This is a genomic window from Streptomyces sp. MAR4 CNX-425 (assembly GCF_048656465.1).
Classification (GTDB): Bacteria; Actinomycetota; Actinomycetes; order Streptomycetales; family Streptomycetaceae; genus Streptomyces.
In genome coordinates this window covers 385,841-410,692 of the sequence record NZ_JBMDLF010000005.1, presented here as the reverse complement: position 1 = coordinate 410,692, position 24,852 = coordinate 385,841, and the positions used below count along the sequence as shown (strand labels likewise).

The following is a 24,852-nucleotide window of genomic DNA, read 5'->3' as shown; positions in this document are numbered from 1 at the left end:
TATCGTCCGCGTATCGAAAACCGCATACGTGCCCGCAACACCCCGCTCCCTTGGCTGGTCGCATGTCTTTCAGCGAGCCGGGGCGCACCGTCGCACCGATCACCGCCGCCGAGCACCTGGCGTTCGTGCGGAAACAGCGGTCCGTCAGCTTTCTGCAGACCCCGGCGTGGGGCCGCGTCAAGACCGAGTGGCGCAGCGAGTCCCTCGGCTGGTTCGCGGGCCGGGAGCTGGTCGGCGCCGGGCTCGTCCTGCACCGCCCGGTGCCGCGGCTCGACCGCTTCACGCTGGCCTACGTGCCCGAGGGCCCGGCGGTCGACTGGACCGGCGACATCGACGCGTGGCTGGATCCGCTGGCCGCCCACCTGAAGGCGCACGGCGCGTTCGCGATCCGGCTCGGGCCCCCGGTGCGTACCCACACCTGGAGCGCCGGCCGGGTCAAGGAGGGCATCGCCGACCCCGGCAGCAGGCGGCTCACCGAGGTCTCCGGCGGCTGGGCGGACCCGGTCGGCGCCCGGGTGACCGCCCGGCTCGCGGCCCGCGGCTGGCTGCCGCAGAGCCCGGAGGACGGCTTCGGGACCGGGCACCCGCAGTTCAAGTACGAGATCCCGCTCGCCGGCCGGACCGAGGACGACGTGCTGCGCGGCATGAACCAGCTCTGGCGCCGCAACATCAGGACGGCGGCCCGGGCGGGCGTCGAGGTCACGGCCGGGGCGGGCCCGGACGGCCTGGCGGCGTTCCACGACCTGTACGTCCACACCGCCGCGCGGGACGGCTTCACCCCCCGGCCGCTCCGCTACTTCGAGACGATGTTCGCGGCGCTGGGCGCCGAGGACCCCGGCCGCGTCCGGCTCTACCTGGCCCACCACGAGGGCGACCTGGTCGCCGCCGCCGTCCTGGTCCGGGTGGGAGGGCACGCGGTGTACGCGTACGGCGCCTCCGCCACCCGCAAGCGCGAGGTGCGCGGCTCCAACGCCTGCCAGTGGGCGATGATCCGCGACGCGCTGGCGGCCGGCTGCGACATCTACGACCTGCGCGGCATCACCCCCACCCTGGACGCGGACGACCCGCACGTCGGGCTGATCCGCTTCAAGGCGGGCACCGGCGGCCGGGCCGTGCGGTACGTCGGCGAGTGGGACCTGCCGCTGCGGCCGGTGGTCTACCGGGCGTTCGACCTCTATCTGCGGCGGCGCGAGTCGGCCCGGCGGCGGACGCGGACGTAGGCGGGACTCCCGCCGCGGCGCGCGGGGCCGCCGCCGCTAGGGCCTGTCGTTCGGATCTTCGCCGGGCTCGCGACGCCTGGCACTGCACCTCGCGGCGTTGTCGTCGGTCGACGACGCTCCGCGTCGCCTCCCTCCTCCGCCTTGCGATGCACAGCACCATCCGCCGCTCCCTGATCCGACAAGATCCAAACGACAGGCCCTAGGTGAGCGCGGCGGCGACCTCGTCGAGGCCCGCGGCCCGGGACGCCTTGACGAGCACCACGTCGCCGGCGGCGAGGTTCCGGCGCAGCCAGTCGACGGCGGCGTCGTTGCCGGCCAGCGCCACGGCCCGGTCCCCCGCGCCCTCGGCGAGGGGCCGGGCGCCCGGGCCGACCGCGAGCACCAGGTCGGCGCGGGCGGCGGCGTACGCGCCGACGGCCCGGTGCCCGGCGTCGCTCTCCTCGCCCAGCTCCAGCATCGCGCCGAGGACGGCGATGCGGCGGGCCCCCGCGACGGCGGCCAGCGCGTCCAGGGCGGCCCGGGTGGAGTCGGGGTTGGCGTTGTACGAGTCGTTGAGGAGGGTGGCGCCGCCGGCGAGGTCGCGCGGTTCCAGGCGCCACTTCGACAGCGACGCGCTGGCCAGCGCCGGCGCGGCGGCCTCCAGGGCCACTCCGGCCGCCAGCCCCGCCGCCGCCGCGGCGGCGGCGTTGAGCGCCTGGTGGGCGCCGACGAGCGGCAGCGCGACCCGGGCCGAGGCGTCGGCGGTCCGCAGGGTGAAGGACGGGCGGCCGCGGTCGTCCAGCGTCAGGCTGCGGACCCGTACGTCGGCGTGCGCCGCCCGGCCGAAGGTGAGTACGGGGCCGGTGGTGAGCGCGCGCATGGCGGCGACCCGCGGGTCGTCGGCGTTGAGGACGGCGGTGCCGCCCGGCGCCAGGCCCCGTACCAGCTCGCCCTTGGCCTCGGCGATGGCCGCGCGGGAGCCGAACTCGCCGAGGTGGGCCTGGCCGACGTTGAGGACGACGGCGACGTCGGGGGCGACCAGGCCGGTGAGCGCGGCGATGTCGCCGACGCGGCGCGCCCCCATCTCCAGCACGAGGAACTCGGTGCCCTGGCCGGCGCGCAGCATGGTCAGCGGCACCCCCAGCTCGTTGTTGAACGAGTCCGCCGCGGCGACCGTCGGCGCGACGCCCGAAAGCACCGCCGCCAGCAGGTCCTTGGTGCCGGTCTTGCCCTGGGAGCCGGTCAGCGCGGCGACGGTCAGCCCGCCGCGCCGCAGCCGCGCCACGACGTGCGCGGCGAGCGCTTGCAGCGCCGCCTGGACGTCGTCGACGACGACGGTCGGCAGCGGCGTGGGCCGGGAGCCGAGCACGGCCACCACGCCGGCCCGTCCGGCCTGCGCGGCGTAGTCGTGGCCGTCGGCCCGCTCGCCGGCGACGGCCACGAAGAGGCCGCCCGGCTCGGCCCGCCGGCCGTCGAGGACGGGCGGCGCGGTCACCGTCACGGCCGCGTCGCCCTCGACGGTCCCGCCGACGACGGCGGCGATCTCGCGGAGGCCGAGCGGGATCGCGCCCGCGCGGCGCGGGAGCCGGGGGGCGGGGTCGAGGCCGCTGAGGTAGAGGTAGGAGGGGGCTCGTTCGCTGTGGGTCACGCCTCCAGTCGAGGCGGCGGAGTGTTGCGGGCGCGTATGCGGATTCCGATACGCCGACGATACGTACCGCCGGTGTATCGCGGGCGTATCGAAATCCGCATACCCCCGGGCAACACCGCTTCCCGTTGGCTCGGTCCATGACCTACAGCGAACCGGCGGCCCCCGCCACGGCGGGAATCACCGTCTACGGCTGCGGACGCGACGAGGAACTGCTGGTCCGCGAGCTGGCGCCGCGCCTCGGCGCGGTGCCGACCATCACGGCGGAACCGCTGTCCGCGGCCAGCGCCCCGCTCGCGTCCGGGAACCGGTGCGTCAGCGTCGACCACAAGACGCCGATCGCCGAGGCCGCTCTGCTCGCGCTCAGCCGGGCCGGCGTCGGCTACCTCTCCACCCGGAGCATCGGGTGCAATCACATCGACGTGGCGTACGCGGCGCGCGTCGGGATCACCGTGGGGAACGTCTCCTACTCGCCCGACAGCGTGGCCGACTACGCGCTGATGCTCATGCTGATGGCGCTGCGGCACGCGAAGTCCACCGTCCGCCGCGCGGACGTCCACGACTACCGGTTGCCCGAGGCGCGCGGCAGGGAGCTGCGCGATCTGACCGTCGGGGTCGTCGGCACGGGACGTATCGGCACCGCCGTCGTCGGCCGGCTGCGGGGGTTCGGCTGCCGGATCCTCTGCCACGACGCCCGCCCCGCCACCGCCGGCGCCGCCGCCGACGCCGCGTACGTTCCGCTCGGCGAACTGCTGCGGCTGAGCGACGTCGTCACGCTCCACACCCCGCTCACCGCCGACACCCACCACCTCCTCGACCGCCGGCGCATCGGGCGGATGAAGCGCGGCGCGGTCGTCGTCAACACCGGGCGGGGCGCGCTGCTCGACACCGGGGCCCTGCTCGCGGCGGTGGAGGACGGCCGGCTGGGCGGCGCGGCGCTGGACGTCGTCGAGGGCGAGGAAGGGATCTTCTACGCCGACTGCCGGGACCGGCCCCTGGACAGCAAGCCGCTGGCGCGGCTCCAGGAGATGCCGAACGTGCTCGTCAGCCCGCACACCGCCTACTACACGGACCACGCCCTGAGCGACGCGGTCGAGAACTCCCTCACCAACTGTCTGGAATTCGAAAGCGGGAAAAGGCATGACTAGGCTGAAGGCCGGAATCATATTCGGGGGCTGTTCCGAGGAGCACCCGGTCTCCGTGAAGTCCGCGCAGGAGGTCGCGCGGCACCTCGATCCCGAGAAGTACCAGCCCTTCTTTGTCGGGATCACGCGGGACGGCGCCTGGAAGCTCTGCGACGCCCCCGGCCCGGGCTGGGAGGACGGCGACTGCCGCCCGGCACTGCTGTCCCCGGACCGCGGCGTGCACGGGCTTCTCGTGCTGGAGCAGGGGCGGTACGGAACGGTCCGGCTGGACGTCGTACTGCCCGTGCTGCACGGGAAGCTCGGCGAGGACGGCGCGATCCAGGGCCTGCTGGAGCTGGCCGGCATCCCCTACGCGGGCTGCGACGTCCCGAGTTCCGCCCTGTGCATGGACAAGTCCCTCACGTACGGCGTCGCCGCCGGCGCCGGAATCGCCACGCCGGAGTTCCGTACCGTCACGGCGGACGACGACGTCCTCCCCGGCGATCTGACGTATCCCGTGTTCGTCAAGCCGGCCCGGTCCGGCTCGTCGTTCGGGGTCAGCAAGGTGTCCCGGCCGGAGGAGCTGCCGGGAGCGGTGGTCACCGCCCGGCAGTACGACACGAAGGTGCTGATCGAGGAAGCGGTGGCCGGCAGCGAGGTCGGGTGCGCCCTGCTCGACGACGGCACCGGGGTCATCGCCGGCGAGGTGGACCGTATCGCGCTGTCGCACGGCTTCTTCAAGATCCACCAGGAGGAGGACCCGGAAAGCGGCTCCGAGAACTCCACCCCCGTCGTGCCCGCCGACATCCCGGCGGAGTCGCGCGCGCTCGTCCAGGACACCGCGAAGGCCGTGTACCGCGCGCTGGGCTGCCGCGGGCTGGCGCGGGTCGACCTGTTCCTCACCGAGGACGGCGGGGTGGTCCTGAACGAGGTCAACACCTTTCCCGGCATGACCTCCTACAGCCGCTACCCGAGAATGATGGCGGCGGCGGGCCTTCCGCCCGCCGCGGTGATCGACCGGCTGGTGGCGTCGGCGCTGGCGGACAAGCCCCGATGAACGACGACTTCGCCTTCGTGGACGAGCTGGTGCCCGGCATCCGGTGGGACGCCAAGTACGCCACCTGGGACAACTTCACCGGCAGACCCGTGGACGGGTACCTGGCCAACCGCATCGTCGGCACGAAAGCCCTGTGCGCGGCCCTCGGCCGGGTGCGGGAAAAGGCGGCGGCCCGCGGCTTCGGCCTGCTGCTCTGGGACGGCTACCGGCCGCAGCGGGCCGTGGACCGCTTCCTGCGGTGGTCGGAACAGCCGGAGGACGGGCGCACGAAGCAACGGCACTACCCGAACATCGGCAGGGCCGAGATGTTCGAGCGGGGATACGTCGCCGCCAGGTCCGGCCACAGCCGGGGCAGCACCGTCGACCTCACCCTCTACCGGCTGGACACCGGGGGGCTCGCCCCCATGGGAGGCGACCACGACCTGATGGACCCCCTCTCGCACCACGGGGCGGCGGGGCTCACGGCCCGCGAGGCGGGAAACCGTGAAACCCTCCGCTCCCTCATGGAGACCTGCGGCTTCAGCGCGTACGAGAGCGAGTGGTGGCACTACACGCTGGACGGCGAGCCGTACCCGGACACCTACTTCGACTTCCCCGTCGCCCAGGTGCTGACCCGGCCGCGCCCGCGGGCGGGCGCGGCCGGGTCCCGGGGCGTCACCGGGGCGGGCCGGCGAGCCGGCCGATCTGGATGAGCTCCGCGGGCTCCGCGGCGGCGGCCGGCGCGCAGCAGCCGCCGCCCTGCGGCTCCTGCGCATCGGCGGCTTCGGCGAGGCCGGTGCCGCCGCAGACGCCGGTCTCGGGCAGGGTGAGTTCGACGCGGGCGGCGGCCTCGTGGTCGCCGTCGAGGGCGGCGGCGATGGAGCGGACCTGCTCGAAGCCGGTCATGGCGAGGAAGGTGGGGGCGCGGCCGTAGGACTTCATGCCGGCGAGGTAGACGCCGGTCTCGGGGTGGGCCAGCTCGGCGGCGCCGTGCGGGTAGACCGTGCCGCAGGAGTGGACGTTGGGGTCGATGAGCGGGGCGAGCGCGACGGGGGCCTGGAGGCGCTCGTCGAGCGCGAGGCGCAGTTCGCCGAGGAACGACAGGTCGGGGCGCAGCCCGGTCAGCGCGACGACCTCGTCGACGGGCGGGCTGCGGCGGCCGTCCTCGGCGACGAGGACGAGGCGGTCGGGGCGGTCGCCGTCGCGTTCGACGGCCGCGGTGCGGAAGCCGGTCAGGGCGGTGGCGCGGCCCTCGTCGACGGCGGCCTTCGCGGCGAGGCCGAGGGCGCCGCGGGCGGGGAGCTGGTCGGCGTCGCCGCCGCCGTAGGTGTCGGCGCCGATGCCGCGGCGCAGGATCCACAGGCTGTGGGTACCGGGCGCGTCCTCGGCGAGCCCGGCGAGTGCGGCCAGGGCGGTGAAGGCGGAGGCGCCGGAGCCGACGACGGCGGTGGTGCGGCCCGCGTAGCGGGCGCGTACGGCGGGGTCGGCCAGGTCGGGGATGCGGTAGCTGATGCGATCCGCGGCCGCGCGCTCGCCGGGCGCGGGCAGGCCGGTCGCGCCCAGCGGGCCGGGGGTCGACCAGGTGCCGGAGGCGTCGATCACGGCCCGTACGGCGATGCGCTCCTCGGCGCCGTCGGCCCGGACCGTGTGGACGGCGAAGGGCTGGGCGTCGCGGCCGGCGTCGACGACGCGGTCACGGCCGGCGCGGGCGACGCCGGTGACCGTGGCGCCGTAGCGGACGCGGGCGCCGAGGGCGTCGGCGAGCGGCTGGAGATAGCGGTCGGCCCACTCGCCGCCGGTGGGGTACGCGGCCTCGTCGGGCCTGGTCCAGCCGGTCGGGGCGAGGAGCTTCTCGGCGGCCGGGTCGGTCAGCTCGGCCCAGGTGGAGAAGAGCCGCACGTGCGCCCACTCGCGCACGGCGGTCCCCGCGCGGGGACCGGCCTCCAGGACGAGGGGTTCGATGCCGCGCTCCAGCAGGTGAGCGGCGGCGGCCAGGCCGATCGGGCCGGCGCCGACGACGGCTACGGGGAGCTCCTGCGCGGTGTCCATGACGGCGGTTCCTCCTTGATTCGACATCCGTCGATATCCTTCCCAGCCAGCATGGCAACCGTTTCGACGTACGTCAACATAGATGCTTGTCGAATCTCTTTGTGTGACCATTGACGCATGCCGAACACCAAGACCGCACCGCGGGTGGCGCCGGAGCCCGCGGCCCCGTGCTGCCCGCCGCTGACCGAGCGGCCCCTGACGGCCGAGGAGTCGGTGCGTACCGCCGCCATGTTCAAGGCGCTGTCCGACCCGGTGCGCCTGCGGCTGTTCTCCCTGGTCGCCTCGCACGAGGGCGGCGAGGTGTGCGTCTGCGACATCTCCGACGTCGGCGTGTCCCAGCCCACCGTGAGCCATCACCTCAAGAAGCTCAGGGAGGCCGGGCTGCTCACCTCCGAGCGCCGCGGCACCTGGGTCTTCTACCGCGTCGAGCCGTCCGTGGTCGCGGCCATGGGCCAGGCGCTGCGTCCGTACGCACCGCCCGTCCCGTCCGCGGCGGGCGCGTGAGCCGGGCGGCCCGGCGGGGGGCCGCCGTCAGAGCTTCTCCATCGCGGCGTACGGGGCCGTGACCCGGACCCGGCGCGCGCCGAAGTCGACGAGCATCGCCACGCCGTCCTCGGCGGACACGACCGTGCCCAGGCCGTACCGGTCATGGGTGACCCGGTCGCCGGGGGCGAAGCTCTTGGCCGCCGGAGCGGCGGGGGCCTTGAAGGGACTGGTGGGCAGGTGACGCCGGGGCGCGGATGCTTTCCTCATCGAAGGCAGTATGGCCCCCCGGGCCGCCCCGTGTGACCCATCGCGTCACAAGGTCCGTCAGTCGAGCGCACGCGGGAGCAGCCGCCTGAGCCATCCGAGCGCCCCCGTGGCCACGCCCGTGTCCACCGCGGCCGCGGCCGTGTCCACCCGGTCGACGCCGGGATCGCACCGGCGGCGGGCCCGGGGGCGGCGGCGCTTGCGCACGCCGCATCTCGTGCAGGTCGCCGTGAAGCATTGCCCCCGATCGCCTCCGGGCCGAGCGGCCGCCCGGCCCGGACCGCCCGGCCGGGCCGGGGCCGTCAGCGGCGCCGCCCGCCGGTCAGCGGGCGGCGGTGGCCGCGTTGAGGGCGGCGACCAGGTGCTCCTCCTCGTAGTCCAGGTGCGCTTCGAGTTCGGACACCAGCCGGTCCACCTCGCCGAGCACCTCCGCCGCCGGCGGCGCGGGGGCCGCGTCCCGCGCACCCGCGTCCTCCGCGCCCGCGTCGTCCGGTCCGACGAGGGCACGGAGCCGGTCGACGCGGTCGGCCACCGCCTCGTGTTCGCGCCCGAGGCGCGCGAACGTCTCGGCGAGCTCGGGGAACTGCCCCGCCAGCCAGGGGAAGATCTGCTGGTCCTCGCCGGTGTGGTGGAACTCCAGGCCGTGACAGAACGAGAGGCAGTTGACCCGCAGTTGCAGCACCAGCCCCCCGGCCGCCGCCCCGCCGGCCGCCGCGCGCGCGACCTCGGCGCGGAGCAGGGCGAGCTCCTGGCGGAAGGCGCGGTGGATGGTGACCAGCGCGTCGCCCAGGGGGCCGGCCGGAGGGCCGTCGTCGACGGGCGCCAGCGCGACGACGTGGACCTGTCCCGCCGTCGCGGCCCGGACGGCGGCGCGCAGGTCCGGGTCGGCCTCGGCGGCGCGGGCCAGGAGCCGGTCGCGCTCGGCGCCGCCGAGGATCTCCACCTCGGCGGAGAACGACCACGTCCCCGTCTCGATCTCGACCCGCCGGCCGGCGGCCAGCTCCCCGTACCAGGCGGGCGGTGCGCCGCCGGCGTCCGGCACGGCGACGACCAGCATCCGGGACTCGGCGCCGGGCCGGTGGTCGGGCGCGTAGACGAGCGGGGTGGTGCGGGCGGCGGCGGTGAGCAGCAGCACCCGGCGGTCGGTGTAACGGCCGCCGACGCGGCCGGAGTTGGCGCGGAACTCGTCGATGACCTGCTGGGTGCCGGTTTCCTGTATGTGGTTCATGGTCTCCTGTCCGGGTTTTTTCGCACGCGTACGAGGTCGTGGCACGCGGACAGCGCAAGAGCCCCCGGACACACCGGCGGGGTGAAGGAGCGGCGGGCCCGGACGGAACACGGGACCACCGGACGCGGGGGACGAGCGCGTCCGCGAACGTCAGCGGATCAGACGGTCCTCATGGCACAGGCCATCACAAGATCATCCCCTTCAGGTCGAGTGCCGCCCGCCCGCCGACGCGTCGGCGGCCACCCGGCACCCGCTCACTCTAACCCGCCGACGTGGGCGGCGGCCCGCGCGTTCTCCACCACCGGCCGGGCCCGGCCACCTCGGCCACGGCGGAGCGGCCCGCCGCGCGGGTCGCGCACCGGCCGAAAGGGCGGCTGCCGCCGGCGGCCCCGTCCGCGTAACCTCGTGAGCCGCCGCGGCGGACCGGACCGCACCGCCGCGGCCAGGGGACCAAGGGGAGGGGAAGACACGCATGTTCGGAATCATCCGGCCGTGCCGGTGCCGGCTGCCCAAAGGGCTCGCCGAGGAGTGGCTGGGGCACCTGTGCGGACTGTGCCTGGCGCTGCGCGGCACCGGCGGGCAGGTCGCGCGGGCGGCCACCAACCACGACGGGCTGCTGATATCCGTGCTGTACGACGCGCAGGCGGCCCCCGCCGAGGGCCGGAGCGGCGGCGGCTGGCGCACCGCGGGGCCGTGCCCGCTGCGCCGGATGCGGCGGGCGGAGGTGGCGCGGGGCGACGGGGCGCGGCTGGCGGCGGTGGTGTCGCTGCTGCTGGCCTCCGCGAAGATCCGGGACCACGTCGCGGACGGCGACGGCGCGCTCGCCCGGCCGGTGCTGGCCGGCCCGGCGCGGCGGGTGGCCGGCGGCTGGGAGGCGGCCGGCGCCCGGGGCGGGGCCGGGCTGGGGTTCGACACCGCGGTGCTGACCGAGGCGGTGGAGCGGCAGCGGGAGGTGGAGGCCCTGGCCGGGCCGGGCACGCCGCTGCTGACGGTGACCGAGCCCACGGAGCTGGCGACGGCGGCGGCGTTCGCCCACACCGCCCGGCTGGCGGGCCGCCCCGGGAACGCGGAGGCGCTGGCCGAGGCCGGCCGCCTCTTCGGCCGGATCGCGCACCTCCTGGACGCGGTGCAGGACATCGAGGACGACCGCCGCACGGGCGCGTGGAACCCCGTCACGGCGACCGCAACGCCACCCGCCCGGGTCCGGCAGCTCTGCGAGGACGCGACGCACGGCGTCGCCCTCGCCTTGGCGGACGCGGAGTTCACCGACGACCGGCTGGTCCGCGCGCTGCTCTCCGGCGAGCTGGAGCGCGCGGTACGCCGCACGTTCGCGCAGGCGGGCGGCGAATTCGGCGCGCCGCCGCCCGAGTTCGTACCGCTGGGGCAGGAGGGCGGGCCGGCGGAGGAGCACCAGCGGAGAAGCTGGTGCGACTGCGGAGGCTGCGGTGACCTGTGCAGCTGCTGCCAGTGCTGCGGAGGCGGGGGCGACAGCGGCGATGGGGGCGACGGCGGCTGCGACTGCGACGGCTGCGGCTGCGGCTGCGACTGCAACTGCTGAGGGCCGCAACCGCTGAGGGCCGTCCGGCGCCGCGTGCGGCGGCTGCCGCGGCCCGCCGGCGGCTGCGCCCACCGGGACGGCCTCTGGCGGGTGTGCCGGCGGGCGTGTTCTGGTGGACGGGGAGGGGGTTCGGGTGATCGATCCGCACTGGGTGTTCGCCAGCGCCCTGCTCGGTGTCGCCGGCAGCGTCCGGTACGCCTGCGCCGTGGTCGCCGGTACCGCGCGGCCCAACCTCGTGACGTGGTCGCTGTGGGCCGCGGTGCCGTTGATCGCGTTCGCCGCGCAGCTCGACTCCGGGGTGGGGCTGCCGGCGGTGCAGACGCTGGCGGCCGGGGCCGGGCCGCTCGTGGTGGTCGGGGCCGGGGTGGCCACGCGGCGGAACCTGGCCCGGCTCGGGGTCTTCGACCTGGCCTGCGCCGTCGTCGCCGGCGCCGCGGTCGCCGTGTGGCTGGGGCTCGGCCGGGCGTCTGCGGCGGTGGGGTTCGCCGTGGCGGCCGACGCGGCGGCGGCGCTGCCGACCCTCGTCAAGGCGTGGCGCGACCCCGATTCGGAGAACCTCCTCTTCTACGTCCTCGTCGGCACCGGCGCCGCGGTGACGCTGCTGACGATCACCACCCGGGAGCCGGCGGCCTGGGCCTTCGCGGCGTACGTCCTCACGCTGTGCGTCACGCTCGTCGCCGTCGTCTCCGTCCGGCGGCGGGTGGTGCAGTACGCGTAGGGCGGGCGCGGTGCCCGCGCCCGCCCCGCGCGCGAACTGCCCGTCAGCCCTTGTCGAGCAGCGACTTCATCGTGTCGATCTCGGTCTCCTGGGTCCTGATGATCTCCCCGGCCATCTTCCGGGCCGGGCCGTACGCGCCCTCGGCCCGCTCGGTCCCGGCCATGGCCACGGCGCCCTCGTGGTGCTCGATCATCATCTCCATGAAGGCGGTGTCGAACGCGGCGCCCGACGCCTTCTCCAGCTTCGCCATGTCGGCGGCGGACATCATGCCGGCCGCCGAGCCCGATCCGGAGCCGGAGCCGGAGCCGGAGTCGTGCATGGAGTGGCCGGACTCCCCCGCGGCGGGCACGTCCTCACCCCAGGAGGCCAGCCACCCGGAGAGCTTCTCGATCTCCGGCGCCTGGGCCTTCTCGATGGCGGCGGCGAGCTTCCTCACCTCGTCCGACCCGGCCCGGTCCGGCGCCAGGTCCGCCATCTCCACGGCCTGACGGTGGTGCGGGATCATGCCCTGGGCGAAGGCGACGTCCGCGGCGTTGTGCTCCTGCCGGGAGGCGGAGGCGCCCTTCTTGCCGCCGCTCCCGCCGCCGTCCGCGGCCGGGTCGCCGTCGTCACTGCCGCAGGCGGCGAGGACGAGGGCGGCCGCGCCGGCGGCCGCGGCCACGGCGCCGCGGCGGATCAGGGAACGCGTGCGTGTACGTGTACGGATCATGGAAGTGCAGCTCCTTCACGCGCGCCGGTGCCGGCGCGCGAGCGGTTCGTACGGATCTGAAGGCAGGCGGCAGCGCGGCACCCGGCCCCCGTCCGGGGCGTACGCGGGTGCCGTGCGGGCGGCTCTATATCCGCAGGAGTTGCAGCTCGGAGAGGTCGGGCGGCGCCCGCCCCCGGACCGCGGACGCGGGAGCGGCCGTCGGGGCGCGCTCGACGGCCGGGGCGCCGCCGGCGGCGCCGGCGAGGGCGGGCGGCGCGTACGCCGAGGCGACGCCGGCCGCCGCGCACGTACGGTCCGCGTGGGCGGGGTGCCCGGCACCGCCGTCGCCGTGCGCACAGGTCTCGCCGGCCCGCACGACGGGGACGGCGGCGGCGACAGACCGGGTCGCGGGGGTAGTTGACGCGGGCGCGGCGGACGCGGGCACGGGGGACGCCGCGACAGACCGCGTCGCAAACGCGGCAGACGCAGGTGCGGCAGACGCAGGCCGCGTCGCGAGAGCTGGAGGTCCAGGGGCGGCGGGTGGCGTCATGGGGACCTGCCCCGCCGCGCGCGCGTGCGCCCCGCGCGTCAGCACCTGCGGCCCCGCCGCCGCGGCGTGGCCCGCCTCCGTCGTCGCCCGCCCCGCAGGGGCCGGCGCGCCCCCCGGACCCAGCGCGTGCATACCCAGCACACCGGTCAGCACCGCGAGCACCAGCAGCACGAACAGCCGCCCCCCGGGGCGGCGGCGCGGTCGGATGCTGCCGATCATGCCGCCACCCTACGCACCACCACCGACAACCCCCCGGCCCCCTAGCGCTCCACGCGCCGCAGCCCCCGCACCGCCGGGATCGCCAGCAGCAGACCGCACGTCAGCACCGCCATCGTCGCCGACACGTGCAGCAGCGGCACCGTCCCCACCACCCCCGCCAACGGCCCCGCCGCCGCCTGCCCGACCGGCTTCATCACCAGCGAGCCCGCCGCGTCGTAGGCGTGCACCCGGCCCAGGACCTCCTGCGGCACGTGCGTCTGCACGCTGGTGTGGAACATCACGATCCAGAACGCCCCGCCGATCCCGCTTATCCCGTAACACACCGCGACCAGCGGCGCGGACAGCCCCAGGGCGACCCCCAGCGGCATCAGCGCCCACAGCGTCATCGCCAGCGCACCCGCCCGCAGCGGACGCCGCGGCCGCAGCCTCATCGCGACCAGCCCGCCCAGCACGCTGCCCGCCCCGAGCGAGGACATCACCAGGCCGAACGTCGTGGACCCGTGGTCGGTGACCAGCGTGCTGTTGCCGAGGGTCGTGGCCGGTCCGGCACCGGCGAGCTGCCACAGCATGAACACGACGATGACGCTCCACAGCCACGTCCGGGCCGTGAACTCCCGCCAGCCCTCGACGAGATCGGCCCGGAACGACGACGGCACGCCCGCGCCCTCCCGTACCCCGCCCGGGCCCATCGGGACCGCGCGGAGCAGCAGCAGACACACGCCGCTCACCGCGTACGTCACCGCGTCCAGCGCGACCACGACGGCGGGCGACGAGGCGGCCAGCAGCAGGCCCGCCAACGAGGGGCCGAGCACGAGGGTCACGGACTCGGAGACGCGCAGGACGGCGTTCGCCTTCTGCACGTCCCGGGCGACGCGCGGCGTGACGCTCGCGACGCCGGGCTGGAACAGCGCGCTGCCCGCGCCGACCAGGGCCAGCAGCACGAGGATCTGCCACAGCCGCGGCGTCCCCAGCAGGAACAGCAGCGCGAGCGCCGACTGGAAGACCAGCCGTGCCGCGTCCGAGACGACCATCAGCCGGCGGGCGCCGAACCGGTCGGACAGCACGCCACCGAAGATGATCAGCGCGGCGAACGGCGCGACGAGCGCGGCCAGGGCGTAACCCACGCCGCTCGCGCCGTAGCCGGCGTGCAGCACGGCGGCGGTGATGGCGACGGGCAGCATGGCGTCGCCGAGGAGCGAGGTGGTGCGGGCGGCGAAGAACAGCCGGAAGTCGGCCGTCCAGAGCGGGACGGCGGGAGGGGGTCCGTCGGCCCGCAACTCGCGGGCCTTCTCCGCACCGGTCACCGCACACCGCCCCTCGTACGCCGTAGATCCGGGCCCGGGCGCCATTGTGGCGCCCGGGCGGGCCGGGGGTGCGGCTAGAGCAGATGATCGGCTTTGCCCGCCTTGATGTCGCGGATGAGGGTGCGGAGGGCTTCCACGGAGTCGGTGATGTGGTGCTCTTCGCTGCCCGCCACGGCGATGTGCGCGTTGCCTTCCTCATCAGTGCCTATGCGGAAGCAGTTACTCGCGTCCTGGCAGAACGGCTGCTCCCACGTGATATCAGGCATGGGTACCTCCTCAGAGCTGATGGACGATGGAGCGGATCAGATCACGGGTCTGCACGGGCGACAGCGCGATGTCCTGCATCCGGTCCAGGTGGAGTCGATACTTGCGGAGTTGCCCGTCCAGGTGCAGGAACTCACCGGCGGTTGTACGGTCCAGCACGACGGTATCCAGATCCGGCACCTCGCCCGCGGCGTACAGGATGGACTGCCCCGAGCCCGGGATCGCGCCAGCCGAGAACGGTATGGCCTGGACCGTAACGTTGTCGCGGTCGGCCATCGCGAGGATGAGCTGGAGTTGCTCACGCAATACCTTGCGGCCCCCGACTTCCATCCGCAGTGCGGCTTCGTGGACAACGGCGGTGTACGCGGGGGCGTCCGGCCGCGTGATCATCTGGATTCGCCGCACGCGGTGGGCAATCCGCGCATCACGTTCGTCCGCGGGCAACGGTGGGATAGAGGCGTCGAAGAGCGCGCGGGCGAACGCTTCCGTCTGGAGCTGGCCCGGGATGTGCGTGATCGTCGCGATGCGCAGCGCGGTGGCAAACCACTCCAGCTCAGCAATGTCCGGGAACGTGGGCGGCAGCACCCCGCGGTAGTCCTCCCACCACCCTCTGGTGCGATCCGCTGCCATACGAACCAGGGCGTCGGTCAACTCCTCGTCCACGCACTCGTAGTTGCAGGCGAGCCTGCGAACGCGTTCCTGACTGACGCCCGTCCGGCCAGCCTCGGTGCTGGTGATGACGGTTCGGTCCGTCGCCAGGACGGCAGCGGCCTGCTCGGTGGACAGTCCGGCAGCTTCACGCAGCTTGCGTAGCTCGGCGCCGAGGCGCCGTTGGCGAGCGGTTGGGTTACTCCTTGGCGGCATCCGCTTCCTCTCCGTATGCAGCAGTCAGTCTGCCTCGCCTCTCGTCATGGGCCAAGCCTTCCCCCGAAGAGGTTTCACATGTGATTCCGATGCTCTACGGTTAGTAACACGCAAGGTACTCACAGCAATGCCGGAAGCGCACCGCGCGAGCATGCCCGCCTTCCCTGGGGCAGGTGTGCTCGCGCCCAGGGAGGCAGGCCACCGGCGCGTCAACGACCAACCCCCCGCCCAGGAGCACGCCATGCCCCCACGCCCCTGCCCACCCATCCCCGCCCTCCCCGCACGCTGGGCCTTCCCCGCCCACCCCCGCTCCGTCGCCTGCGCCCGCCGCGCCGTCCTCGACGCCCTGCCCCGCACCCACCACCCCCACCTCGGCGACGACCTGCAACTCCTCACCTCCGAACTCGTCACCAACGCCGTACGTCACGGCACCCGGCCCACCGAGGACCACCTCGTCGAACTCCTCCTCTGGCCCGCCGACGGCCACTACTGGCTCGCCGTCTCCGACCCCGGCCCCGGCACCCCCACACCCGCCACACCCGGAGCGCCCGGAGCCGTCGCCTGCGGCGGGCGCGGGTTGCTGCTCGTCGACTCCCTCGCCGCCGCCTGGGCCGTGGTCCCCCGCCGCACCCGCGGCAAAGCCGTCGTCGCCGGACTCCGCCTCCCCGCCCGGTGACGGACGGGGGTCGGTGTCGGGGGCGGTCGGGGGCGGTTGGTGGTCCGGCGTCGGGGGAGAGGGCGGCGTCGGGGCAGCCGGGAACGGTGGGCGGCCCGGCGTCGGGGAGGGGCGGCGTCGGGGTGGGCGGGCGGGCGTACGGGCGCGCGGCGTCGGGGGTGTGGAGCATTTGTCCCCGGGGCCCTGCTGCCCGGCGTGTCAGGAGTGCGGGCGTCGGGCCTGGTCGGCGATTGGCACGGAACTGGCGGCGATACGCCCTCGTATCGCGTCCGCACCGCAGGGCGCCCCACTGGCGTTGGCGCTCTGCGGCGATGCGCCTGCGGCTGCTCGCCGCCCCCGGGAGGGAACGCGCCGCTGCCCGGGGCCCGCACCCTGCCCCGCGGCACTCGCCCGCACCGCCCTCCGGGGACCACACGGGCCCCTGGGCGGCCAGGGCCCGCCGGGGCGCACGTCGGCGAGCGAAACTCGGCCCCCGTGGGCGATTTGCTCAGGTTTCGACGGTGAGTTACCGCAGGTTCGTCACCGCCGCGTGCGCCCGAGCGCCCGCACACACGCGGGTGGTCGAAACTCGGCCTCGGTGGGCGATTCGGGCCGGTTTGACGGGTGGGTTACCGCGAGTTCGTCACCGCCACGTGCACCCCGAGCGTCCGCACGCACGTGGATGGTCAAAACTCGGCCTCGGTGGGCGGTTTGCCCGGGTTCGGGGAGGGGTTACCGCAAGTTGTGACACGCGGCGCGCCCCTCCCGGGGCGGCGAGCCGCAGAAAGCGCATCGCCGCAGAGCGGCAGCGCCAGTGGGGCGCCCTGCGGTGCGGACGCGATACGAGGGCCGATCGCCGCCCAGCTCCGCCCCTATCGCCCCAGCCCACGGCACCCGCGAGGACCACCTCGTCGAACTCCTCCTCTGGCCCGCCGACGGCCACTACTGGCTCGCCGTCTCCGACCCCGGCCCCGGCACCCCTGCCCCCGCCCCCGTCGCGCCCGACGCCGACGCCTGCGGCGGACGGGGACTCCGACTCGTCGACTCACTCGCCGCCGCGTGGGCCGTCGTGCCCCGCCACGCTTGCGGCAAGGCCGTCGTGGCCGGGCTCCGCCTCCACGCCCGATGACGCGGAGAGCCGCCGACGGGGCCCGCGCCGGGGGTGACCGGGGCGGCGGGCGGCCCGGCGTCGGGGGAGGGGGCGGCGTCGGGGTGAGCGGCCACACGCACGCCCGCCCACCCCGTCATCGCACCCCCCGTCACCGCCCCCCCCGTCACCGCCCCCACCACCGCGCGGGTCCGGCCCCGGCGGCATGGGGGTCACCGCCGGGGCCGGGGTCGGCGGGGTCAGCCGAGGGCGCGTACGGCCTGGTAGTAGACCCAGGCCGTGCTGTTGCAGGCGCCCTCGGTGGCGCCCGAGTAGCGGTCGCACACGCGCTTGAGATCCGCGTAGAAGGCGCTGTCGAGGCGGGACTTGTTGGCGGAGAAGGCGCCCATCTCCTTGTAGTTGCGGTAGCCGAAGTCGTGGCGCTGGCAGGACTTCTGGAAGGGGAAGCCGAAGGGGTTGTCCGGAGAGCTGCTGCAGTAGTCGGTCGACCAGTTGAACCCGTACGACGCCCAGGCGCCGCGGTTGGCCTCGGCCGACGCCCACGCCTGGTAACTCGACGCGCTGGTCTGGGTGAAGTTCGCGAGCACCTGGGCCTTGCTGGCGGTGGTGGCGGAGGTGGCGGCCTCGGCGGTCGTGGCGGTGGCCAGGAGGGCGGCCGCGGTGACGCCGGCGGCGACCAGACCCTTCGTTGCGGTGGGGCGCATGGGACTCCTCGTGTCGGTGCGCCTGGCTCGGCGCACGGCCTGGGGGGTGCGCCGACTGCCGCCCACGTGGCGGCAGTCGGCCGTGCCGGCGCTCAGGCTATGCGCGTAGATTGACGTCGGGAAGTCATGTTCCTGACATAATCATGAAGTCGGACTACGCCCTGGGGCCGCGCAACCACGGCGCAACCGGGGCGCGTTGCCCCGGTTGCGTACGGACTGCCGCGGACCGGCCTCCGGAGCCGCTCAGCCCTCCGACGACGCCGTACGGCCCTCGCCGGCCGCCGCCTCACCGTCACGGCCGCCGTCACCGGCATCGGCCGCGCCGCCAACCCCCGCGTCGCCAACCGCCCCGCCGGCACCCGCCCCGCCGTCAACCGCCCGCCGCCGCAAGTACACCGACGCGCCGAGCGCCCCCACCGCCAGTGCCACGATCGCCCACTCCGGCGCCGCCCCCACCCGCGTCGCCAGCGTCTCGTCCGTCCGCAGCGGCACCCGGGCGGTCAGCACCTCGCGCTGCCACGGGCCCGTCTCGTCGACCGTCTCGCCGTCCGGCGTGACGATCGCGCTGATGCCCGTCGTGGAGGCGACCAGCGTCGAGCGGTTGTGCTCGACGGCGCGCAGCCGGGACATCGCGAGCTGCTGCTCGGGCTCGCCGAGGTTGCCGTCGCGCATGTACGTGGCGTTGTTGGTCGGCACGGCGAGGAGGTTGGCGCCGGTGCGCACCTGGTCGCGGACCTGGCCGTCGTAGGCGACCTCGTAGCAGATCGACTCCGCCAGCCGGACCTTCCCGGCGTCGAGCCGGACCGCCTTGTCGCCGGGTTCGAAGTCGCGCGGGATGAGCTGGAGGTCGCCGAAGCCGCCGAGCAGCGAGCGCATGGGGATGTACTCGCCGAAGGGCACGAGCTGCCGCTTCGCGTAGTACGGGCCGGGGCCGCTGCCCGGCAGCCACAGCAGCCCGGCGTTGCGGATGCGGTCGCCCGGGGCGTCGAGGATGGCGCCGATGACGACCGGGGCGCCGAGGTCGTCCACGACGCTGGAGATCTCGGCGCTGAGGTAGGGGTCGTTGCGCGGGTCGCGGTCGGTGGCGTTCTCGGGCCACAGCACGAGGTCGGGCTGTTCCGCGCGGCCCGCCTCGATGTTCTCGACCAGTTCGCGGGTGGCGGCGATGTGGTTCTCGGCGACCATCTCGACCCGGGCCTGCTCCTCCAGGCTGCGGGCCCGCGGTACGTTGCCCTGCACGACGGCGACGTTCGCCCGCTCGTCGCCCGCGCCGCCGGCGCTCGGCACCAGCAGCGCGCCGCACGCCCCCAGCGCCACCGCCGCGGCCAGCGCGGCGGCCGGGACCAGGCGGCGCGCGGCCGGGGCCGTGACGAGCGCTGCGAGGCAGCCGGCGGCGAGCGCGACGACGGCGCTGACCAGCGGGGCGCCGCCGGCCGAGGCCCAGCCCAGCGTCGGGGCGTCGGCCTGGCTGAAGGCCAGCCGGCCCCAGGGGAAGCCGCCGAGCGGCGCCCGGGAGCGCAGCGCCTCGACGGCCACCCACCAGGCCGCCGCCCACAGCCACCACGCCGGCAGCCGGAGCAGCGGCGGCACGGCGAGGCAGAGGGCGCCGAGGATGAGCGCCTGGATGACGCTGAGCAGCAGCCACGGCAGCAGGCCCAGGTTGGACAGCCACCACAGCAGGGGGACGAAGAACGCGACGCCGAAGGCGGTGCCGGTGAAGAACGCGTCCCGCTTCCGGCGCGCGCCGCGCAGCAGCACGAACAGCGCCGCGGGCCCGACGGCGGCCAGCGGCCACAGCCCGTACGGCGGGAAGGCCATCGCGAGCAGCACCCCGGCCACGGCGGCGAGCGCCGGCCGGAACCACGTCCGGCGGCTCAGCGCCGCCAGCCACGGCGGCCGGAGCCGCCCGGCCGAGGCCCACGGCGCGCCGCCGTCCGACGGCCCGCCCGGCCCCTCGGCGGCGCCGGCGGCGGGAGCGGCGGTCGTACGCGGTGGTGCGGCGGTCACGGAGCCTCCTGGCTGTGCTCGTGGTCGGGCGCCCGCGGCCGGGGCCGGGTTTCGGACGCCCGGGGCCTGGTGCCGGGCTTCGGGCACCCGCGGCCGGGTGCCGGGCGTGGGCGGCGCTCGCCGCCGGCGTTCCGGCAGCCGCGCGCCGCCCACCCGTATTCTCGCCCCCCGACCCCCCTCGCGCGCCAGTGACGTACGCCTCGGTCCGGCCCGCGAGGTGCTTCTTCGCCCACCACCCTGCCGGGACCGGGTGAGGTTAGGTTAGCCTAAGCTCCCGTGAGAGCCGGAGAGAGCACGCCAGCCGCCGCGGGACCCCGCGGGCACGCCCTGTCCGCCGCCGACGTCACCGTGGCGTACGACGGCGTCGACGTCGTCCACGACGCCTCCCTGCGGCTGCGCCCGGGCGAGGTGACCGTCCTCGTCGGGCCCAACGGCAGCGGGAAGTCGACCCTCCTGCGCACCCTCGCGCGGCTCCAGCGGGCCCGCCGCGCGAGCCTCCTCATCGACGAGGACACCGACGGCTTCGCGCTGTCCACCCGGCACTTCGCCCGGCACGTCGCGCTGCTCACCCAGGGCCGGCCCACGCCCAGCGGGCTCACGGTCCGCGACGTCGTCGAGTTCGGGCGCTACCCGTACCGCGGCCGCTGGGGCGCCTCCGACCCCGGCGGGCGGGCCGCCGTCGAGAAGGCCCTGGCCATGACCGGCGTCACCGAGCTCGCCGAGCGCGGCGCCGAGCACCTGTCCGGCGGCCAGCTCCAGCGCGTCTGGCTGGCCGGCTGCCTCGCCCAGGACACCGGCGTGCTTCTCCTCGACGAGCCGACCAACCACCTCGACCTCCGCTACCAGGTCGAGCTCCTCGACCTGGTACGCGACCTGGCCGACGACCACCGCATCGCGGTGGGCGCCGTCCTGCACGACCTCGACCAGGCGGCGGCCGTCGCCGACCGCATCGTGCTGCTCGACGACGGCCGCGTCGCCGCCGACGGCCGGCCCGAGGACGTCCTGCGCCCCGAGTTGCTCAGCAAGGCGTACGGCATCCGCATCGACGTCGACGACGACCCCCTGACGGGCCATCTGCGCACCCGCGCCATCGGCCGACACCACCAGCGAAGCGAAAGGCTCAGCACTTCCTCATGAGACGCCTCCTGCTGACCGCGGCGGTCACCACCGCCGCGACGCTCACCCTGGCCGCCTGCGGCACCACCGAGGACGCCGCGGACGACGACGACAAGGGCGGCGCCGGCAAGGGCGCCGCGCAGCCGATCACCCTCACCGACTACACCGGCAAGAAGGTCACGCTGGAGGACGGCCCCGCCGAGAAGGTCGTCGCGACCGAGTGGAACGTCGTCGAGCACCTCATATCGCTCGGCGTCGACCCCGTCGGCGTCGCCGACGTGAAGGGCTACAACACCTGGGACTCCGCCGTCCCGCTCACCAACGAGCCCAAGGAGATCGGCACCCGCGGCGAGCCCAGCATCGACACCATCGCCTCGCTCAACCCCGACCTCGTCATCGCCACCAACGACCTGCCGAAGTCCGCGGTGAAGCAGCTGAGCAGCAAGACCACCGTGCTCACCCTCCGGTCCGCCGACGCCTCCGACCCCGTCGGCCAGATGATCGAGAACCTCGACCTGGTCGCCAAGGCCACGGGCACCACCGAGCAGGCCGAGAAGCTGAAGAAGGACTTCGACGCCAAGCTTCGAGAGGGCAAGCAGGCGCTCGCCGACGCCGGCCTCGACGGCGCGAACATCGCCTTCGCCGACGGCTACGTCGTCTCCAACCAGGTCTCCGTCCGCCCCTTCACCGGCGGCTCCCTGATCGGCGGGGTCAACGAGCGGCTCGGCCTCAAGAACGCCTGGGACGTCGAGGGCGACAAGGACTACGGCCTCGGCTCCACCGACGTCGAGGGGCTGACGAAGCTCCCCGACGACGTGCAGTTCGTCTACATCGCCAACGATGAGGACGACGCCAGCACCCCGTTCACCAAGGGCGGCGAGCTGGCGGACAACTCGGTCTGGAAGTCCCTGCCGTTCGTCAAGGCGGGCGACGTCCACCGGATGGACGACGGCATCTGGATGTTCGGCGGCACCGGGACCATGACCGCGTACGTCGACTCCCTCGTCGGCGCGCTGACCAAGTAGCCGATGGCCGTCACCGCCCCGACCACGCCCAAAGCCGCGCCCGCCCCGCCGCCGACCGTGCGGTCCCGGACGGGCGCGGCCGCGGTGGCCGCCGGGCTCGCGCTGCTCGTCGCGGTCCTCGCGGTCATCGACCTCACCCAGGGCACCTCCGACGTCGGCGCCGCCGAGGTCGTCAAGGCGCTCACCGGCCGGGCAGACTCCGGCGACGCCTCCGTCGTCATCGCCTCCCGGCTGCCCCGGATGGTCGCGGGGCTGATGGTCGGCGCGGCGCTGGCGATCGCCGGCACCGCCCTGCAAAAGGTCAGCCGCAACGTGCTGGCCGCGCCCGACACCCTCGCCGTCAACGCCGGCGCGTACGCCGCCCTCGGGCTGGCCGCCGCCACCGGGGTGTCGCTGCCGATGCTCGCCTCCTCCGGCGTCGCCTTCACCGGCGGGCTCGCCGCCGCGGCGGTGGTGCTGGGGCTGTCCGGCCTCGGCTCCGGCACCGTACGGCTGGTGCTCGCGGGCACCGCGCTGACGCTCGGACTCTTCGCCGTCACCGAGGGGATGCTGCTGCTCTTCCCCGAGGAGACCGAGGGCCTCTACGACTGGCAGCAGGGCAGCATCGCGCAGAGCGGCTGGGACGGCGTCGTGACGATGCTCCCGCTCGTCCTCGCCGGCCTCGCCGGGCTGCTGCTGCTCACCCGCCGCATCGACGCCCTCGCCCTCGGCGACGACGCCGCCCGCGGCCTCGGCGTCCCGGTGCGCCCGACCCGGGTCACGGCGGTGCTGTTCGCGGTGCTGCTGTCCGCGGCGTCGGTGACACTCGCCGGGCCGATCGGCTTCGTCGGGCTGTGCGCGCCGGCGCTGGCGCGCGGGATCGCCGTCCGGTTCCGTACGTACGGGAAGGCACGGGCGGGCATTCCGCTGGCGGCCCTGCTGGGCATGGGGCTGGTGCTCGGCGCGGACGTGCTGCTGCGCGCCCTCGTCCCGGCGGACACGGCGGTCGCCGTGCCGACGGGCGTGGTCACCAGCCTCGTCGGCGCGGTGTTCCTCGTGGTGATGGCCACCCGGCTGCGCGACAGCGCGGGCGCCGCCGACACCGACACACTGCGTATCCGCAGCCACCGGAGGTTCGTCGTCACCACGGCGGTGCTGCTGGCCGCGCTGGTGGCCGTGACGCTGACGGGGCTGCTGGTCGGCGACACCAAACTGCTCCTCGGCGACGTCGCCAACTGGCTCCAGGGCCGCGCCGGCCCGACCACCGACATCGTCCTCGACACCCGCGTGCCCCGGGTCCTCGCCGCGCTCGCCGCCGGCGCCGCACTCGCGCTCTCCGGCACGATCGTCCAGGCCGTCACCCGCAACCCGCTCGCCGAACCGGGCGTCCTCGGCGTCACCAACGGCGCCGCCCTCGGCGCGGTCCTGCTGGTCACGACGGTCGACGTCCCGACCTCCTGGGGCCTGTCCGCCGCCGCCCTGGCCGGCGCGGCGATCACCTCGATCGGCGTCTTCGGCCTCGCCGCCCGCGGCGGCTTCCAGCAGAACCGCCTCGTCCTGGTCGGCATGGGCTTCGCCACCGCCTCGACGGCGCTGATCAGCCTGCTGATCGTCCTGACCGACCCCTTCAACGCCACGATGGCGCTGACCTGGCTGTCCGGCTCGACGTACGGCCGCACCCTGCCGGACGTCGTACCCCTGGCGGTCGTCCTGGCCGCCGGCCTGGCGATCACGGCGGTACGCCGCCGGGAGCTGGACCTCGTCTCCCTGGACGAGGACACCCCCCGGCTGCTGGGCCTGGACCTGAGCCGCAGCCGGCTGTGGCTGCTGGTCCTCAGCGTCGTCCTCGCCGGCACCGCGGTCTCGGCGGCGGGCACCATCGGCTTCGTCGGCCTGGTCGCCCCGCACGCGGCCCGCGCCCTGGTCGGCCGCCAGCACGCCCGCGTCCTGCCGGCGGCGGTGCTGCTGGGCGCGGTGCTGGTGTGCACGGCGGACGTGATAGGCCGCTCGGTGATCGCCCCGGCCCAGCTGGGCGCGGGCCTGATGACGGCGGTGATCGGCACGCCGTACTTCCTGTACCTGCTGGTACGAAGCCGCACGGCCCGGTAGCCCCGGGCACCGCCCCCGCTCCGGCGGCCCCGGTCCGGGGCCGCCGGGGCCGTGGGGTCAGCCAGGGTCCGCGTCGGGTTCTTCGGCCAGGGATTTGATCCGCTGCAACCGGGTGTCCCAGGCGCGGCCGATCCGGTCCAGTTCGCGCGCGAGCGCGTTGAGGCGGGCGCCCACCGCCACGTACACGACCTCCCGTCCGCGCTGCTCGGACACCACCAGCCCGACCTCGCGCAGCACCTCCAGATGCTTGCCGATGGCCTGCCGGCTCACCGGCATGACCTTGGCCAGCGCCGACGCCGACATCGGGCCCTCGCCGAGGTGGGTGAGGACCGTCCAGCGCGTCGGCTCGCCGAGCGCCGCGCACACGACGGGGAGGGGCGCGGCGGTCACGAACGCGCCACCGCGGCGCCGGACTCGCCGGCCTCCCCGGCCTTCTCGACGTACGCCTTGCCGGCCGCCAGCTCCTCCAGCCAGCCCTTGTCGTTGCCCTCGCGCTCCTTCAGCCACACCGCCGGGTCGTCGGAGAGCCCGGAGAAGCCGCTCTCAACGACGCGCAGCGTCACACCGCCGGGGCGCTCGTCGATCCAGAACTCCACCAGCGTCGAGCCCCCGGACCCGTTCCGGTACGGGGTGGAGAGCCACCGGAAGGCCGCGTAGCGCGGCTTGTCCAGCTCCACGGTGCGGAACCGGAACTCGCCGAGCGACTCGTGGCGGACGACGGCCACGTCGCCCTCGTAGCTGAGGTCCGGCTCCGGGTCGACGTCGCCGTCGTTGATGTACCAGCCGGGGCGTACGACCAGCTCCCAGACCCGGTCGGCGGGGGCGTCGATGTCGATCTGCCGGGCGATCCGGTCGAGTTCGGCCAGTTCCGCGTCGGTGTAGGCGATGTCGCTCACGGTTTCTCCTCACGTCGATCTGCAACCACAGCATTGCACACGAGTCCACCTTATTGC

25 protein-coding genes are annotated in these 24,852 nt (G+C 75.0%); 12 read left to right on the top strand and 13 right to left on the bottom strand.

What is annotated here, in order from left to right; genetic code table 11:
• The first annotated feature begins 62 nt into the window (after positions 1-62).
• Positions 63-1,220 carry a lipid II:glycine glycyltransferase FemX gene (locus ACHZ99_RS17470; RefSeq protein ID WP_420305524.1) on the top strand — a complete coding sequence of 386 codons (1,158 nt, stop codon included), beginning with the start codon at positions 63-65 and terminating at the stop codon, positions 1,218-1,220.
• A 199-nt stretch (positions 1,221-1,419) separates the two neighbouring features.
• Here ACHZ99_RS17470 and ACHZ99_RS17465 read toward each other — a convergent pair whose 3' ends face one another.
• Positions 1,420-2,763, bottom strand: coding sequence for a UDP-N-acetylmuramoyl-tripeptide--D-alanyl-D-alanine ligase (locus ACHZ99_RS17465; protein ID WP_420305680.1), 1,344 nt, complete (start codon positions 2,761-2,763; stop codon positions 1,420-1,422).
• 221 nt (positions 2,764-2,984) lie between these two features.
• Here ACHZ99_RS17465 and ACHZ99_RS17460 point away from each other — a divergent pair, with 221 nt between their 5' ends.
• Genes ACHZ99_RS17460 through vanX form a run of 3 tightly spaced genes read left to right on the top strand, consistent with a single transcriptional unit; the run spans position 2,985 to position 5,717 of the window.
• The gene (locus ACHZ99_RS17460) at positions 2,985-3,992 is read left to right on the top strand and encodes a D-isomer specific 2-hydroxyacid dehydrogenase family protein (protein WP_420305523.1); all 1,008 of its coding nucleotides are present in this window, start codon (positions 2,985-2,987) and stop codon (positions 3,990-3,992) included.
• Positions 3,985-5,025, top strand: coding sequence for a D-alanine--(R)-lactate ligase (gene vanA, locus ACHZ99_RS17455; protein WP_420305522.1), 1,041 nt, complete (start codon positions 3,985-3,987; stop codon positions 5,023-5,025). The genes ACHZ99_RS17460 and vanA overlap by 8 nt, the downstream gene beginning before the upstream one ends.
• Positions 5,022-5,717 carry a D-Ala-D-Ala dipeptidase VanX gene (gene vanX / locus ACHZ99_RS17450; protein ID WP_420305521.1) on the top strand — a complete coding sequence of 232 codons (696 nt, stop codon included), beginning with the start codon at positions 5,022-5,024 and terminating at the stop codon, positions 5,715-5,717. The genes vanA and vanX overlap by 4 nt, the downstream gene beginning before the upstream one ends.
• Here the strand turns inward: vanX and ACHZ99_RS17445 are convergent.
• Complete coding sequence (locus tag ACHZ99_RS17445) at positions 5,680-7,053, bottom strand: NAD(P)-binding domain-containing protein (protein WP_420305520.1); 1,374 nt, start codon at positions 7,051-7,053, stop codon at positions 5,680-5,682. The genes vanX and ACHZ99_RS17445 overlap by 38 nt on opposite strands.
• Before the next feature lie 117 nt (positions 7,054-7,170).
• On the opposite strand from ACHZ99_RS17445, the gene ACHZ99_RS17440 reads away from it, so the two are divergent.
• A complete protein-coding gene (locus ACHZ99_RS17440; RefSeq protein ID WP_420305519.1) occupies positions 7,171-7,557 on the top strand; it encodes an ArsR/SmtB family transcription factor in 387 nt (128 codons plus the stop codon).
• 27 nt (positions 7,558-7,584) lie between these two features.
• Here the strand turns inward: ACHZ99_RS17440 and ACHZ99_RS17435 are convergent, their stop codons facing one another.
• A complete protein-coding gene (locus ACHZ99_RS17435) occupies positions 7,585-7,806 on the bottom strand; it encodes a hypothetical protein (protein ID WP_420305518.1) in 222 nt (73 codons plus the stop codon).
• 319 nt (positions 7,807-8,125) lie between these two features.
• Positions 8,126-9,031, bottom strand: a complete 906-nt coding sequence (locus tag ACHZ99_RS17430; RefSeq protein ID WP_420305517.1) for a nitroreductase/quinone reductase family protein — start codon at positions 9,029-9,031, stop codon at positions 8,126-8,128.
• A gap of 472 nt (positions 9,032-9,503) precedes the next feature.
• On the opposite strand from ACHZ99_RS17430, the gene ACHZ99_RS17425 reads away from it, so the two are divergent.
• Both ACHZ99_RS17425 and ACHZ99_RS17420 read left to right on the top strand, forming a co-directional pair.
• Complete coding sequence (locus ACHZ99_RS17425) at positions 9,504-10,589, top strand: DUF5685 family protein (protein ID WP_420305516.1); 1,086 nt, start codon at positions 9,504-9,506, stop codon at positions 10,587-10,589.
• A 133-nt stretch (positions 10,590-10,722) separates the two neighbouring features.
• Positions 10,723-11,307 (top strand): hypothetical protein, encoded by a 585-nt coding sequence (locus ACHZ99_RS17420; RefSeq protein WP_420305515.1) that lies wholly within the window; start codon positions 10,723-10,725, stop codon positions 11,305-11,307.
• 43 nt (positions 11,308-11,350) lie between these two features.
• Here the strand turns inward: ACHZ99_RS17420 and ACHZ99_RS17415 are convergent, their stop codons facing one another.
• The 5 genes from ACHZ99_RS17415 to ACHZ99_RS17395 form a co-directional block, all read right to left on the bottom strand.
• Complete coding sequence (locus ACHZ99_RS17415) at positions 11,351-12,016, bottom strand: DUF305 domain-containing protein (RefSeq protein WP_420305514.1); 666 nt, start codon at positions 12,014-12,016, stop codon at positions 11,351-11,353.
• 124 nt (positions 12,017-12,140) lie between these two features.
• Complete coding sequence (locus tag ACHZ99_RS17410; RefSeq protein ID WP_420305513.1) at positions 12,141-12,440, bottom strand: DUF6153 family protein; 300 nt, start codon at positions 12,438-12,440, stop codon at positions 12,141-12,143.
• 365 nt (positions 12,441-12,805) lie between these two features.
• Positions 12,806-14,068: an MFS transporter gene (locus ACHZ99_RS17405; protein ID WP_420305512.1), complete on the bottom strand. Its 1,263-nt coding sequence runs from the start codon at positions 14,066-14,068 to the stop codon at positions 12,806-12,808.
• A gap of 74 nt (positions 14,069-14,142) precedes the next feature.
• On the bottom strand, positions 14,143-14,334 hold the full coding sequence (locus tag ACHZ99_RS17400; RefSeq protein ID WP_420305511.1) for a hypothetical protein: 192 nt from the start codon (positions 14,332-14,334) through the stop codon (positions 14,143-14,145).
• A gap of 10 nt (positions 14,335-14,344) precedes the next feature.
• Entirely contained in the window at positions 14,345-15,196 is an 852-nt protein-coding gene (locus ACHZ99_RS17395; RefSeq protein ID WP_420305510.1) for a helix-turn-helix domain-containing protein, read from the bottom strand.
• A 241-nt stretch (positions 15,197-15,437) separates the two neighbouring features.
• On the opposite strand from ACHZ99_RS17395, the gene ACHZ99_RS17390 reads away from it, so the two are divergent.
• Both ACHZ99_RS17390 and ACHZ99_RS17385 read left to right on the top strand, forming a co-directional pair.
• Positions 15,438-15,872, top strand: a complete 435-nt coding sequence (locus tag ACHZ99_RS17390; RefSeq protein ID WP_420305509.1) for an ATP-binding protein — start codon at positions 15,438-15,440, stop codon at positions 15,870-15,872.
• An 808-nt stretch (positions 15,873-16,680) separates the two neighbouring features.
• On the top strand, positions 16,681-16,980 hold the full coding sequence (locus tag ACHZ99_RS17385) for a hypothetical protein (RefSeq protein ID WP_420305508.1): 300 nt from the start codon (positions 16,681-16,683) through the stop codon (positions 16,978-16,980).
• Positions 16,981-17,198: 218 nt separating this feature from the next.
• Here ACHZ99_RS17385 and ACHZ99_RS17380 read toward each other — a convergent pair whose 3' ends face one another.
• Both ACHZ99_RS17380 and lnt read right to left on the bottom strand, forming a co-directional pair.
• A complete protein-coding gene (locus ACHZ99_RS17380) occupies positions 17,199-17,663 on the bottom strand; it encodes a phospholipase (protein ID WP_420305507.1) in 465 nt (154 codons plus the stop codon).
• 243 nt (positions 17,664-17,906) lie between these two features.
• Positions 17,907-19,670 (bottom strand): apolipoprotein N-acyltransferase, encoded by a 1,764-nt coding sequence (gene lnt / locus ACHZ99_RS17375; RefSeq protein ID WP_420305506.1) that lies wholly within the window; start codon positions 19,668-19,670, stop codon positions 17,907-17,909.
• Between the two features lie 276 nt (positions 19,671-19,946).
• On the opposite strand from lnt, the gene ACHZ99_RS17370 reads away from it, so the two are divergent.
• From ACHZ99_RS17370 to ACHZ99_RS17360, 3 genes are read left to right on the top strand one after another with little or no spacing between them, the layout of a single operon-like run.
• Positions 19,947-20,807: an ABC transporter ATP-binding protein gene (locus ACHZ99_RS17370; RefSeq protein WP_420305505.1), complete on the top strand. Its 861-nt coding sequence runs from the start codon at positions 19,947-19,949 to the stop codon at positions 20,805-20,807.
• Positions 20,804-21,811 carry an iron-siderophore ABC transporter substrate-binding protein gene (locus ACHZ99_RS17365; RefSeq protein ID WP_420305504.1) on the top strand — a complete coding sequence of 336 codons (1,008 nt, stop codon included), beginning with the start codon at positions 20,804-20,806 and terminating at the stop codon, positions 21,809-21,811. Before ACHZ99_RS17370 ends, ACHZ99_RS17365 begins: the two co-directional genes overlap by 4 nt.
• A 3-nt stretch (positions 21,812-21,814) precedes the next feature.
• Entirely contained in the window at positions 21,815-23,899 is a 2,085-nt protein-coding gene (locus ACHZ99_RS17360; protein WP_420305503.1) for an iron ABC transporter permease, read from the top strand.
• 57 nt (positions 23,900-23,956) lie between these two features.
• Here ACHZ99_RS17360 and ACHZ99_RS17355 read toward each other — a convergent pair whose 3' ends face one another.
• Both ACHZ99_RS17355 and ACHZ99_RS17350 read right to left on the bottom strand, forming a co-directional pair.
• The gene (locus ACHZ99_RS17355; protein ID WP_420305502.1) at positions 23,957-24,289 is read right to left on the bottom strand and encodes an ArsR/SmtB family transcription factor; all 333 of its coding nucleotides are present in this window, start codon (positions 24,287-24,289) and stop codon (positions 23,957-23,959) included.
• Positions 24,286-24,795 (bottom strand): ATPase, encoded by a 510-nt coding sequence (locus ACHZ99_RS17350; RefSeq protein ID WP_420305501.1) that lies wholly within the window; start codon positions 24,793-24,795, stop codon positions 24,286-24,288. Before ACHZ99_RS17350 ends, ACHZ99_RS17355 begins: the two co-directional genes overlap by 4 nt.
• Between the last annotated feature and the right edge of the window lie 57 nt (positions 24,796-24,852).